This is a genomic window from Bacillus sp. iso_77, assembly GCF_056173625.1.
The window spans coordinates 891,345-904,467 of sequence record NZ_CM149683.1 but is presented as its reverse complement, the minus strand read 5'-3'; the positions used below and the strand labels follow the sequence as shown (position 1 = coordinate 904,467).

The window sequence follows — 13,123 nt, the reverse complement described above, 5'->3', positions numbered from 1 at the left end:
TGAACCTCCTCTTTCAAGATTGAAGCTAGAAATCAGATACTGTTTTACAATCTATGCGGAGGCGTCCTATTACATGCTTTCGTTCTTCAAAATGACGAATTGGCAAACTGAATTGACAACCATCCGCAAGACCCTTCATAATAAAGGAAAAACAGGAGAAAAATGATCTTCATCTCCTGCTTTTCAAGGCGAACTTCACAACATATGAAACCGGCAACGAAGGAACAAAGGGATAAGGGGGAGCTTATATGAGAACGGTCATTATGATGGGCGTCATCATTACGTTTTTAGTATCCATTTTCACAGCTGGCTACGAAGGCAAGCCTGGTAAATGAAAAAAAGGATGTTCCATCAGCGGAACATCCTTTTTCATTTCGTTCATATTTTCAGCACTTACATATTCACTGAAAGCGAGATGGGATCTCGGCTTTTTATCATGTTCTTATATCAAATCTCGGTATTGCTGCTGGCGAAGCGCCTCATACACAAGAATCGCTGCCGTATTCGATAGATTCAGTGAACGAACATGCTCTGTCATTGGTAAACGTAGACAGCGATCCATATTCCGTTCAATCAAATCTTTTGGCAATCCACTCGTTTCTCTGCCAAATACGAAGAAGTAGTCTTCATCTAGCTGCGAGTAATCGAACGTTGTATGCGGCTTTTGCCCAAACTTTGTGATATAGAAAAATTGCCCCTTCGGATGAGCCTCAAACAATTCATCTAATGAATCATGATAGACGACATTGGCATATTTCCAATAATCGAGTCCTGCACGCTTCAGCATTTTATCATCTGTCGAAAAACCAAGCGGACGAATCAGATGAAGTGTTGTATTTGTTGCTGCACATGTTCGCGCAATATTTCCAGTATTAGCTGGAATTTCTGGTTGATATAAAACGACATGAAGTCCCAAAAAAGTTCACCTCTAATTTTCTTTTCCGCTCAACATTATACCATTAACTATCCTTCGGAGCATCGTCCAAAATGTGAAAAAACGTATAACGAATACTAGGTGTATAAGCCGTTGAATCTTCATACGACCAGTAACGCATACGACTGTCATACGTTTGTGCATTCACAAGAGGCATTCCGCCTTTATCATGATCAACGACAATGGTTGTATGATTATACCTACCGTCACCCTCAAAATCGTAGCAAATAACATCACCTATTTGAAGCTCCTGCGGCTCCTTGAGCTTCTTCGCTCTCAACCCCGCTTTGGAATTCGTTAAATAATTTTTCATCGAATGTGCCACCGTCCAGCTGTAGCTCCATGTATGTGGACGAACCCACCAGCCAGATCCACGGTTCGGATATCCTCTCGTTGGTGCATTCCCTGCTTTTAGACATTGTGAAATAAAATTCGTACAGTTATCTTCAAAATTTTTATAGGCTGGATTCCGTTTATTCCAATACGTCTCAGCATATTGAACAGCTGCACGCCGGTCATAGTGAAAAGCTCTTCCAAATTGGTCTTCATTTTGGAAGCGCTCATCCACCTGACCTTCCTTTTGTCGTTCTTCTAACATCATCCGATCTTTCACAAGCATGTCGTTATAAAGAAACGCTTCTCTTTTCTCAACCTGTTCCTCTAAATAAAAAGAATCGTCTATATCCTTACAGACATAAGTGAGGTGCGCGAGATATTGTACTTGCTGAGCTCCATCATCTTGAATAGCTGAATCGAGAAGTTTTGCTTTTGCTTTCGCCTTGACAATCTCAACTTGTCTTCTTGCAAACAGCTCTTTCTTTCGCTCCACAGCGTCCACATCAGACATCAGCTGGGGTTGTTTGATCGTACTGCCATTTAATAAATATGCCAGTCTGTCTTCTAACGTTTGTTCTAATAATTGTTTCACACAGACACCACCAAACTTTTTTTAACATCTCTGTTTGGTTCATTCTATGTTCAATGGGAGGTTATTTAGTATTTAAAGGTGTTTGTAACAATTCAATCCCTTTGATGATCTCTTGTTTTGCTTCTTCATCACTTTCCCGCTCAAGGGCTTTTTCCAGTTCTGAAAGCTGCTGACCATCGCCAATTTTACCGATTGCCCAAGCAGCCGTGCCTCGAATGACCGGTCTTGGATCTTTATGCATCAGGTCAACCAAATCTGGCAAAGCAGATGCATCTTTAAAGTGAGCAAGTGCCAAAATGGCATTCCGCTGAATAGGCTTTTTCCCTCGCCATGATCCAGAAACATGACCATACTTCTCTTTAAACTCACGATTGCTGATTGTCAGCAGTGGCTTTAAGAGCGGCTTTGCAATTTCAGGGTCCGGCTCCATTTCAGGATGTAGATGAAAGTCTTTCCCTTTATTAATTGGGCAGACCGTTTGGCACGTATCACATCCATACAACCGATTCCCTATTTTCGAGCGAAATTCGTCAGGTAAAAACCCTTTTGTCTGTGTTAAAAACGAAATACACCTTTGAGAATTGAGCTGGCCTGGATTCACAAGAGCACCCGTTGGGCATGAATCCACACATTTATTACAAGTTCCGCACTGGTCTTCTATTTTCTCATCCGGTTCAAATGGAACATTTGTAATCATCTCAGCCAAATAGACATAAGATCCGAACTCTGGTGTGATAATCATACAGTTCTTTGCACTAAAGCCAATGCCAGCACGTTCGGCTACAGCACGGTCAGACAATTCACCTGTGTCCACCATTGATTTTGTCCGAATATCTTCGTGTTTACTGCGCAAAAATTCTTCAAGCATGTCGAGCTTTTTTTTCAGCACAACATGATAATCAGTTCCCCATGAAGCCCTGCAAAAAATCCCTCTTCTGGCATCCTTTGTACTTCGGGGAGCATCTTTCATTTTGGAAGGGTATGCGAGCGCAATGGCGACAATTGATTTTGCTTTTGGAAGCAGCAAAGCAGGATTTGTTCGTTTTTCGATATCAGGCTCTTCAAAACCGGACAAATACCCTAACGATTCATGTAAGATGAGGCGGTCCTTTAATGAATCAAATGTATCAGCACTTGCAAATCGAATTTTATCGACACCAATTTCATTCGCATATTGAATTAACTCTTCTTTTAATTGTCCAACATGAATCACCTTGCAAACCTCCTTTCTTTGTTTCTTCAGTTGTTTTCAGTATAATACGAGTGTATCATGACCGATTGGAGTGAGTCACTGTGAAGATACAAATGAAAATCTCCCAACCTCAAAGCCCGTCTATCCATGTTGGACAGATTGAATATTCACATATTGAGATAGGAAAATCCCCTCAAATGTTAAAAGGCCGACTGCGACTGTTTCAAGAATCTTTGTTTTTTGAATATGAAGATCAAACTTTGGAAGAAGTACCAGCGATCAAAGAATGGACGAATCTTCTAGAAGGTGTCCCCTTTCTTCCGCTTCTTGCTGATATTCAAAAAGAACAATTTATTGACTCGACCAATTCCGTACAGGATTTGTCGATATTTTTTTCATTAAAATATTTCTTGCCTATCCTTACATTAGATGCCGATCAATTGAAAGGGCCTCTTTCATTATCCAAAAATGAAACTGGTCATATTGAATGGCAGGATGGCGCAGAGCTTAAAGGGTTATTTTCTCAAGCAAGTAAAGCTCAAATTTCTCAAGACACAAAAAGCATTCTTCAAATCATTCTCTTCCCACCAGCTATTTCCCGGGAAAAGAGTGAGGCACTTATACAATCCTTGACGAAGATGTTTATACAAATACATGGTGGAGAAAGTAAATATGAACTCATTGAAAAAGCACTGTAGGTCACAGTGCTTTTTACATTATACTGACATAATAAAAAACGCAACACTTCGTTTATCTATGAAACGAAATACTGCGTTATAAACAAAATTATGTATTGGAGCGGGTGATGAGAATCGAACTCACGACATCAGCTTGGAAGGCTGAGGTTTTACCACTAAACTACACCCGCATCAATCTTTTAAAGACAACATCATTGCGTTGACTTTTATTATGTTACAACTTTCTTAACAATTCGTCAAGAGAATATGAAGATTTTTCGTCAAAAAATTTCATATTCTCCATATATATTACGATAGTTATTTGTCTAGCTGCAAATACACCAAATAAGCCTGCTTCACATCTTTTAATTCCTCTTTCAGATTCTTTTCAGAACCTGTTAAACCAGAAAACTCATGGTTCAATCCAGTTGTGATGGTAGTAGAAATTAATTTTTTCTCTCCAGGAGACATGTGAAAAAGATCTGAAGCTGATATCGTTGTGTTTCCTCCCACGTCCTGTTTGAAATCCATGCTAGTCGAGAGTTTCGTTAGTTCGCTTTGCTCTTTATCTTTCCATAAGCTATACGTTACTTTTAACAGATCATCTTTTTCATCTTCTAGCTGGTAGATAAAATTCACACTGTTATCGACGCCATTTTGATGAAGCTCAATGGTGATTTTTTTTGTATCGTCTTTTAATAATTGTCCATCTTTGTAATGCATACCGATCAAGGATACACTTTTATTACTGCCTTTTAGTCCTTTCACTGTCATCGCTTCAAACGGCTTATCTGATAATGCTTCCAAAAGACTTTTTTCATTTTTTGTTAGTTTCATAGGTTCGACAGTTACTTCATCGTGAGTTGCTGTTTCCTTATTTTTCTCTGTTGCAGGTTTTTCTGAGACCGTTTTCTCTGTCGTTGTTGTTTCTGCAGCCTTCTCGCCGCATCCTGCTAATAGAAAAACAGTAAATAAAAGAATGCTCCATTTCTTAATCATTGATATCCCCTTTAGTATTTTTATTCTTTATTATACTAAAATTTGGTTGATTATACAAAAAAAGATTAGGAGTATTCTCCTAATCTTTCGCTTTTTTCTGTTTCATGGCTGATAGGAATGCCACAATGAGAAAACTGACAGCAAAAATGACAACCATATAAATAAAAAAGTTTGGTTTGATTTGGAACGTAAATGCAGACGAACCTTCCATCTCAAAAGCAAGACTGTTAAATAATAATTCATTATTTGTTTTTGATTGAAATAAGTGATAGAACAGAACACCAATGGTCAGCATCGGAAAGCCTAAGAAACCTAGGAAACTACCAACAATTGCACCTTGTTTCATTGCCTGAACGTTCATGATCGTTGTCCTCCCATTCCACCAAGCAATAACTGCTTCATAATAGACTTACCATCCCCCATAAACGGAAGAAGGTAGAGCAATTGAATAAAATACGTGATTGAAAAAATGAAAAACCCTGTCGAAATTGGATTTTCTTTTAGAAATAAAACAGTCACAATGATTCCGGCTGCGCCAATGAGCCCCGGCAAAAGCGGACCAAGCAGTGTAATCCACACCTGTTTTTTCTGAAACGGATCTAAAACAGGCCTCACAAATTTCACAGACATCATATCGCTCGCAAAAAAGCCTTGAGGACCATCCCGGCCGGCGAACTTCCGATGTGCATACCCATGTGCCGCCTCATGCAAGGCAGTTCCAGTAATTAATCCAAAATAAATAATCGTAAAATAAATCGCAATGGCTGCAATCGATGGATCAGGCATAAATAAAAAGGCGATTCCCGCCATGATCATAAAGAGCACCCAGAAAAAGATGATTTTGCGCGTCACCATCAGCAGAGCCGTACCCAATATGTGAAGAAATGAATGACCCGTGCAGTCAAATCGCTCTTTCATCTTTACTTGATACTGCTTAAAAAATTGACAGAAGGCTGTGACAGTCCGATATGGCGATTGATAATGAATCGACAGCAAGTGATGCTGATTCAGCCCCATCATCAATTGATAAAAATCGCGGGCAATCACAGACTCATCGACCTGAAACAAATCGGCGAGTTCTGCCGTAATACTCGCCTCTGTCCTTTGACCATCCACTTTCGTTAACATATGATATGCACTTTCGTTAATTGGAAGTGAGCTTCCGTACTGCGTATCAGTCAAATGCCTTTTTTGTAAAGTCACATATGGCCCAAGTGCCGGCACCCGCTCAATCTTTAGCTTATTGTTAAGAAGTTGAATCATGTGAATACCTCCATGAAAAACCTTTATATATGGCAAAGATGAGCAGACATTCAAATCCTGCCACAAGCAGCCACTGAAGCATTTGACTCGATTCCCCTATCACATAATTTCCAATAAATACAATCGGAATCATGATTAAAATAAGCGCTCCAAACGAGAAAATACCTGTGTAAGGATTATTTCGATCAAGGGGTAATAAAATACCTACCACATAAAAGAGAGCCGTTGCATTACACAAGACAGCAGCGCCAATCAACACGATCCATATCTGATCCGGGAGCGTCAGTGTTGTGATCATAAATAAAACAATTTGGATCACACCAACGAGCAAAAGTCCGAGAAACTTATAAAGAGCCACTTCCCACGGCCTTAGACCAAACGTTTTATACATCCCAAGCATACGTTTGTCATTGCCAAATGAATTAAAAGCTGTTAACCCAGCTAGCGCACATAAGACAAAAAAAGCTTCTCCTTCAAAGCGGAAGGCAAACTGATAACGGACAAATAAAATGACAATAAGGAGGATGAGAAAGTTTAAAATATTTTCTTCATTTCTCACTTGTGACTTTATTTCCTTTACAATGAGTGACCACTTTTTCGAAGATGAAAATGGTAGTTTGTGCAGAAAGGTTAACGCTTTTTTCTCAGCCATAATTGGCATTAAAGCAAGAGAAATAAATGCGCCTCCCGCAGATAATAAGATGAAGAGGATCAAAATCGCATAATTCACCCCGTCAGGAGACATCCCTTGTGCCGCTAAGAAAAACGGCGCTGTAAAATACATCAAATGATAATCAAACTGTACATATGATTGCTGTATTTGATTGATGTCGAAATGTGTCATTCCATACGCTACAACTAGCGCTAATAAAACAAATATCGCTGCAAATTTTTGCAACGGTAATTTTAATTTTAGTACGAGTAAATAAGTCACGTTGTAAATGAGCTGAAGCAGTGTTAAGACAAAGAGCGATTGCAAAAGCACCATCAAAAAGAATGTAAGAATAAAGAAAATACCGATCCCTTGTGCAATAAAATTAGGTAAAAGCAAGATCCCGATGAAAAATAAAACAAGCCCTGTCACGACTGTCACCATCGGAATGAAGTAACCAAGACTTTTTTGAAAGGTAGACAGCGGAAACCAGCTGAGCTGCATAGAAAAACGATCTTGTTCAGGTGTTCTGACTTTGATCAGCACAAATAACAAGCTTGTAAAAATGGATGCATTGATTGCCATCGACACAACCAACAACCCAAGTGAACGTTCATCTCCATTTAAGAAAGCCTTCATAAAGACACCCGTAAAACTGTATCCGATGATGGCTCCCATTGTGACTGCAAACAAAAAGAATAAGACCACAATGATTCGCTTCGTTTGAGTATCAAAGAGCTTATACATCTCCTGCTGCCACATTTTAAGCATCATTTTAGAAATGATTAATGATTTCATCAAAATGTGCACCCCTATCACTTAACATTGAAGCTTTCAGAAACACCTGTTCCAATGTGCTTGATTGATACTTTTCTTTTAAGGCTGAAACCGTCCCTTCATCCATTTTATTTCCTTTAGAAATAATGGCGATCTTGTGGCACAGCTCTTCCGCTGAAAGCATATCATGCGTTGAAAGCAAGATTGCACCATGGTGCTCGGCATAACGTTTCATCAGTTTCTTTGTGTTTATAACCGCTTCAATATCAAGTCCTCTAAAGGGCTCATCCATGATCACTAATTGACTCTCAAGCATAAAGGCAGCAATCAGCTGTGTCTTTTTTTTCATTCCATGGGAATAGGTTTCAATCGGTCTTGATAAAGCTGATTCCATATCAAACAATTCAATTAGTTGATTTCTTCTTTGAATTGTTTTACATTCATACATAGAAGAAACAAAATCTAAATATTCAGCACCAGTCAATGCTTCAGGGAGCAGCAGATCATCTGGAACATAGGCGACTTGTTTTTTAAAGGATGGATCATCATTTGTGACATCCTTGATATGAATGGTTCCTTCTGTATGCTTAATGATGCCGAGTACACAGTTAATCATCGTTGTTTTACCGGATCCATTTGGTCCAGCCACAGCAACGATTTGATGAGGGGCAATTTTCAAATGAAAATCATTGACAGCAGTCACGTTATTTTTATACGTCTTGGTTAAATTCTCGATCGTAAACATATAACCTCCAAGTGTCTGCATATTCTTTAAAAACAGATCAGGCTAAACCGCCCGCCACAGACGGTTTAGCCCTGGTGTCTTATCTAAGAAGTAAAAAGATGAATCCTAAGTATAGCTACTTACATTCAATTTGGACTTTTAAGCCACTTTCCCACTGAACGGCTCCTGTAAAGCTACCCTTGCCGTTTGCTAAACACCAAACTGCTGCTCCTAGAACAACTGTTGCTCCCAATCCAAGAAGGACAGCAACAAATACTAAGAACCAAGCTTGGTCCATAATAGCAGGTTCCATAGTGGAATAGTCAACTTGCGGCGCTGCATAAGTCATACTTTTCACCTCCCAGCTTATGATGATCGTATCATAGGCGTCACACTCCAAACATCAACAGAAGATCCCATTTTTGACCGAACGTATTTTCGTGTAAAATGTGACTTTTTATTCAATTATTCATGTTCAACTGTATAAATACTCCCTTTTTTACTATTTTTCACCACAACATAAGAACCACAAAACCCATATATTGTCAATAAATCCATCTTTTTTCTGCCTTTTTTCAAATAGTTCATTTTCATCATCTCTTCTATTTAATCTTTCATTTTTTTGAGATAGAAAGAATTCCCCCGATATATCAGATATAAAAGTCCTAATTATATGTCGTTAACACATCAAATACGACATATTAACTGATAATTCCGACAAAAGAGTGAGCATATTTTCCTTCTTCTCTTGTCTCTTAAAATATGTATATACAAGAAAAACTGTTGGGAAAAAAGCCCTTGCCTTCTTCCACAGCACATATCATTTTACTTGCTTCTCTTTCTATAAAAAAAGCAAAGCAGCCCGACAAGTATGACTGCTTTGCTTTCATTTATGAGGAACTTGCAGCAGAGGCTGTATCAGGAAAGTAATTGTTCCCAATAATTTCACCAGCAGGAACGTGTGGTCCTGCATCACCATTTCTTTTAAATGGGAGAAGCGGGAAAACAAGTTCTGCTAAATAATAAGATTCTTCTAAGTGCGGATAACCAGAAAAGATAAATGTATCAATACCTAGAGACTGATATTCTATTATACGTTCTGCTACTGTATGCGGGTCCCCGACGAGCGCTGTTCCTGCCCCGCCTCTAACTAAGCCAATGCCCGCCCAAAGATTAGGGCTAATTTCAAGCTTCTCTTTATTCCCTTGATGTAATTCAACCATTCGTTTTTGCCCTACTGAGTCCATCCCTTGTAAAGTCTTTTGCGCATCATCAATAGTCTCTTGATCTAAATGACGAATCAGATGTTCCGCTGCCTGCCAAGCTTCATCTTCCGTTTCCCTCACGATCACATGAAGTCGAATACCAAACCTCACCGTTCTTCCCTCCTTTTCAGCCTGCTTTTTCACTTGTGCGATTTTCTCTTTTACTTGTGCAGGCGGCTCGCCCCAAGTTAAATAAACATCTGTATGTTTTGCAGCGGCTTGAATGCCTGCTTCTGATGATCCTCCAAAAAAAACGGGTGGATGTGGTGTTTGAGCTGGTGGAAATAACAGCCGTCCATTTTGTGTTTGCAGATGCTTCCCTTGAAACTGAACATTCTCTCCTTTCAATAACCTCTTCCAGATGGTCAAAAATTCTTCTGCTGCCTCATAGCGTTCATCATGAGAAATGAATAGCCCGTCTCCTTCAAGTTCTTCTTTACTTCCTCCCGCTACAACATTGATCAGCAGTCTCCCGCCTGAAAGCCGATCAAATGTGGAGGTCATTCTAGCAGCAACAGATGGCTGCATCAACCCTGGCCGAAGAGCCACAAGAAACTTTAAATGGGTTGTTTCTGCAGCTAAAGCGGCCGCTGTCAGCCATGGATCTTCACAAGATCTACCAGTAGGCAGCAAGACCCCTGTGTACCCAAGCTGATCGGCAGCTTGAGCAATTTGTTTAAAATACGGATAGTCTGCCTGTCTTGCCCCTTTCGAAGATCCTAAATAACGCCCATCCCCATGCGTTGGAATAAACCATAGAATATTCATCATATCGCCTCCTATTATTTTTCACCTTGATAACTTGTGCGCCATTTGAGCAGTCGCTTTTCTAACAGCCGTACAAATGAATCAGTCATCTTACCAACTACCGCAAAGATGATAATCCCTACAAACACTTTATCCGTTTGCGAGAATTGTCTTGCATCCATAATCATGTAGCCAACTCCACTACTCGACCCCATCAATTCAGCCACCACTAAACCAAGCCAGGCAATGCCTAATGAAAGCCTCACGCCCAGAAGAATATGAGGAAGGGCAGCAGGTAAAATGAGCTTTGTGATATTTTGATACAGATTAAACTCTAAAGCGCGAGCCACATCGAAAAGCTTGTTATCTACACTGCGAATTCCTAGAAAAGTATTGATATAGATCGGAAAAAAAGCCCCAAGTGCAATCAATAAAATTTTCGCTGATTCATCAAAACCAAACCAAAGAATAAATAAAGGAGTCACCGCTAAATGAGGAACTGTTCTCAGCATTTGCAAGGTCGGATCTACATACTGCTCGGTTTTCCTAGAAAAACCGACACACAGACCCATCGCAAGTCCTAAACCTCCCCCAAGTAAAAACCCGCATATTGCTCTGTAGAGACTGATGTAAAGATGGCCAAACAGCTCACCGGAACGAATCAACTCACGAAAAGATTCCGCAATGACAGTGGGTGCAGGTAGTACAGTAGAAGAAACGATTTGGGAAGCAGCAGCTCCCTGCCAAATCGCAATGAGTAAAGTAGGTAATACAAGTCCTTTTAACATGATGAAGGATGAAGCTTTTCTCCTTTTTTTCTTCATTCGCTCAGTTTTAGTCACAAGGGCTGGGTTAGATGCAGCTTTCATCAACTCTTCTCCTCTTTCAGCATTTTTTCAATAAACGAATTATCTACCACCTGATTGACATCAATCTTCCGCTGAATCGCCTTTGTTTGATATTGAAAATCAGCTGTATGCTGCTGAGCGTTTATGATCTTCTTAGAAATGGGCTCATTGAGCGGCTCTGTATTGTTTAATACTTGTGTCACCACCTTCTGATCTAATTGTTTCAAACGAGCATAAAGTGTAATGGCTTCCTGTTGATGGTCTTTCTGCCATTTCACCGCTTTGTCATATACTTTTAAAAATTGCACCACTAGTTCAGGGTACTCATCGGCAAACTTGGATCTGACAAGTGTGAATCCAGGTGAATATAAATCGGTCGCTTCTCCATTAACCAGTAGCTTTGCTCCCTTTTCTATCGTTTCAAGTGATAAGAACGGCTCCCAATCGACCAAGCATCAACTGATCCATTTTCAAACGCAGATATTGCCTCATCCGGCTGAAGCTGAATGATCTGAACATCCTTTGCAGATAAACCAGCCTGATCTAATACTTTGTATAAAAAGTCAAAACCACTGCTTCCTTTGGCAACGGCGATTTTTTTTCCTTTTAAATCTTCTACTTTTTGAATCTCACTGTTCTTATTCACTAAAATCCCATTCGCCTTTAACCCATCCTGAGATAAACCAATTTCCTTAAAATCAATACCTGCTGCCTGACCAGCTATAACAGGTGAATTACCAACCTGTGAAAAATCTAATTGATTGGCGGCGAGTCCTTCGAATTGGGGAGGACCACTTTGGAACTCCACCCACTTGACTTTCACACCTTCTTTTTCAAATGATTGCTCAAACCACCCTTTTTCCTTTGCTAAAAGAAGTGGGCTTAGACTTTGCTGAATCCCAATCCGAATCTCTTTCGGCTTGTCTTCTGATCCATTCGCTGCTTGACCACACCCAGCTAATACAAGGAGGATACCCAGAAAGAGAACGATCCTTTTTTGCCTTTTCATTCAATTTGACCTCCTTAAATTCCTGAGCCATTCGTCAGTAACAGCTCATCTGTTTTATCAAATTCTGAAAGCACCTTTTGTCTTAAGCTCTGAAAAGCTGTTGACGTTCTATTCCGCGGGAATGGTAAGTTCACGGGAAGGATTTTATGAATTCGACCGGGTCTTGCTTGTAACAGCACAATTTCATTGGCTAAATAAATGGATTCGTCAATATCATGAGTGACAAGCACCATCGTTGTTCTTTTCTCCTGCCAAATATCCAGCAGTACATCCTGTAAGTGTTTCCGTGTAAATGCATCTAGCGCACCAAAAGGTTCATCAAGCAATAAAATCTCCGGATCACGCAGGAGTGCTCTTGCAATAGCAACACGTTGTGACATCCCGCCTGAAAGCTCATGTGGATAGGCGTGTTCAAAACCTTTTAACCGAACAATTTCAATTAATTCATCCACTTTGCGGCGAACAGACGCCTGTTTTAAATTGAAATTGGCAGCGATATTTTCTTCGACCGTCAGCCATGGAAACAAGCGATGCTCTTGAAAGATAAAGCCCTGTTTCATTCCTGGTTCTACCACACGCCTTTCTCCTATCACGATCTGCCCATCATAATCTGTATCAAGGCCTCCAATCATCTTCAGCAATGTACTTTTCCCGCATCCGCTCGGACCAATCACCGTCACGAATTCACCAGGAACGATGGTGAGTCTTACGTCTTCAAGCACTTGAATGGTTTGTTTGTCTTTCCAAAAAGACTTATCCACAATATCAATGGAAATAGTCATTGCAAGTTCACTCCTCTTGTCATCAGATAAATACACAGAAAAGCCCTTATCCCAAAAGAGAGATAAGAGCCTTCGTGTTGTCCGATCAGCTATTCATATTGAGTTGTTAGCACCATCCTAAATCATATTATTCCTATAAATCAACTATATTTTATAAAATGGTTATTTCGACCTTGTATGCTTTTCATCAATACGCTCGTAAATTTCTTCTATTCGTTCTTGATTGCTGTAAATCTCATATTTGTTCCGCTCAATCAAAATGTCTAATGTGATATCCAAATGTTTTCTGTATTTTTTTCGTTTTTTCTTTTTCTCCATCTTCAGCT

14 protein-coding genes, 1 tRNA gene and 1 pseudogene are annotated in these 13,123 nt (G+C 39.8%); 1 reads left to right on the top strand and 15 read right to left on the bottom strand.

Going from position 1 to position 13,123, the window contains the following annotated elements; genetic code table 11:
• Positions 1-442: 442 nt before the first annotated feature.
• From trmL to queG, 3 genes are all read right to left on the bottom strand, one after another.
• On the bottom strand, positions 443-916 hold the full coding sequence (gene trmL, locus AC0VYC_RS04555) for a tRNA (uridine(34)/cytosine(34)/5-carboxymethylaminomethyluridine(34)-2'-O)-methyltransferase TrmL (RefSeq protein WP_003211950.1): 474 nt from the start codon (positions 914-916) through the stop codon (positions 443-445).
• A 43-nt stretch (positions 917-959) separates the two neighbouring features.
• Positions 960-1,862: an amidase domain-containing protein gene (locus AC0VYC_RS04550; protein WP_056705061.1), complete on the bottom strand. Its 903-nt coding sequence runs from the start codon at positions 1,860-1,862 to the stop codon at positions 960-962.
• Positions 1,863-1,923: 61 nt separating this feature from the next.
• The gene (gene queG, locus AC0VYC_RS04545) at positions 1,924-3,072 is read right to left on the bottom strand and encodes a tRNA epoxyqueuosine(34) reductase QueG (RefSeq protein ID WP_041093435.1); all 1,149 of its coding nucleotides are present in this window, start codon (positions 3,070-3,072) and stop codon (positions 1,924-1,926) included.
• Positions 3,073-3,155: 83 nt separating this feature from the next.
• On the opposite strand from queG, the gene AC0VYC_RS04540 reads away from it, so the two are divergent.
• On the top strand, positions 3,156-3,752 hold the full coding sequence (locus AC0VYC_RS04540) for a hypothetical protein (RefSeq protein WP_082515502.1): 597 nt from the start codon (positions 3,156-3,158) through the stop codon (positions 3,750-3,752).
• A gap of 96 nt (positions 3,753-3,848) precedes the next feature.
• Here AC0VYC_RS04540 and AC0VYC_RS04535 read toward each other — a convergent pair.
• The 12 genes and pseudogenes from AC0VYC_RS04535 to AC0VYC_RS04480 all read right to left on the bottom strand — a co-directional run bounded on the left by AC0VYC_RS04535 (position 3,849) and on the right by AC0VYC_RS04480 (position 13,115).
• Positions 3,849-3,922 (bottom strand) — tRNA-Gly (locus AC0VYC_RS04535).
• Between the two features lie 127 nt (positions 3,923-4,049).
• Positions 4,050-4,730, bottom strand: a complete 681-nt coding sequence (locus AC0VYC_RS04530; RefSeq protein ID WP_047947127.1) for a hypothetical protein — start codon at positions 4,728-4,730, stop codon at positions 4,050-4,052.
• A gap of 79 nt (positions 4,731-4,809) precedes the next feature.
• The gene (locus AC0VYC_RS04525; RefSeq protein WP_008349089.1) at positions 4,810-5,091 is read right to left on the bottom strand and encodes a hypothetical protein; all 282 of its coding nucleotides are present in this window, start codon (positions 5,089-5,091) and stop codon (positions 4,810-4,812) included.
• Positions 5,088-5,993 (bottom strand): PqqD family protein, encoded by a 906-nt coding sequence (locus AC0VYC_RS04520; RefSeq protein WP_138278312.1) that lies wholly within the window; start codon positions 5,991-5,993, stop codon positions 5,088-5,090. The genes AC0VYC_RS04525 and AC0VYC_RS04520 overlap by 4 nt, the downstream gene beginning before the upstream one ends.
• On the bottom strand, positions 5,977-7,443 hold the full coding sequence (locus AC0VYC_RS04515) for a hypothetical protein (protein ID WP_019743966.1): 1,467 nt from the start codon (positions 7,441-7,443) through the stop codon (positions 5,977-5,979). The genes AC0VYC_RS04520 and AC0VYC_RS04515 overlap by 17 nt, the downstream gene beginning before the upstream one ends.
• Positions 7,421-8,167 (bottom strand): ABC transporter ATP-binding protein, encoded by a 747-nt coding sequence (locus AC0VYC_RS04510; RefSeq protein ID WP_008349096.1) that lies wholly within the window; start codon positions 8,165-8,167, stop codon positions 7,421-7,423. The genes AC0VYC_RS04515 and AC0VYC_RS04510 overlap by 23 nt, the downstream gene beginning before the upstream one ends.
• Before the next feature lie 115 nt (positions 8,168-8,282).
• A complete protein-coding gene (locus AC0VYC_RS04505) occupies positions 8,283-8,495 on the bottom strand; it encodes a hypothetical protein (RefSeq protein ID WP_003211695.1) in 213 nt (70 codons plus the stop codon).
• 541 nt (positions 8,496-9,036) lie between these two features.
• Positions 9,037-10,179, bottom strand: coding sequence for an FMNH2-dependent alkanesulfonate monooxygenase (ssuD, locus tag AC0VYC_RS04500; protein WP_047947124.1), 1,143 nt, complete (start codon positions 10,177-10,179; stop codon positions 9,037-9,039).
• Positions 10,180-10,193: 14 nt separating this feature from the next.
• Positions 10,194-10,982, bottom strand: a complete 789-nt coding sequence (locus AC0VYC_RS04495) for an ABC transporter permease (protein ID WP_277519285.1) — start codon at positions 10,980-10,982, stop codon at positions 10,194-10,196.
• 44 nt (positions 10,983-11,026) lie between these two features.
• A pseudogene (locus AC0VYC_RS04490) lies at positions 11,027-12,015 on the bottom strand (aliphatic sulfonate ABC transporter substrate-binding protein).
• A 14-nt stretch (positions 12,016-12,029) separates the two neighbouring features.
• Entirely contained in the window at positions 12,030-12,797 is a 768-nt protein-coding gene (locus AC0VYC_RS04485; protein ID WP_475389541.1) for an ABC transporter ATP-binding protein, read from the bottom strand.
• A gap of 162 nt (positions 12,798-12,959) precedes the next feature.
• The gene (locus AC0VYC_RS04480) at positions 12,960-13,115 is read right to left on the bottom strand and encodes an FbpB family small basic protein (protein ID WP_096881167.1); all 156 of its coding nucleotides are present in this window, start codon (positions 13,113-13,115) and stop codon (positions 12,960-12,962) included.
• Positions 13,116-13,123 lie beyond the last annotated feature (8 nt).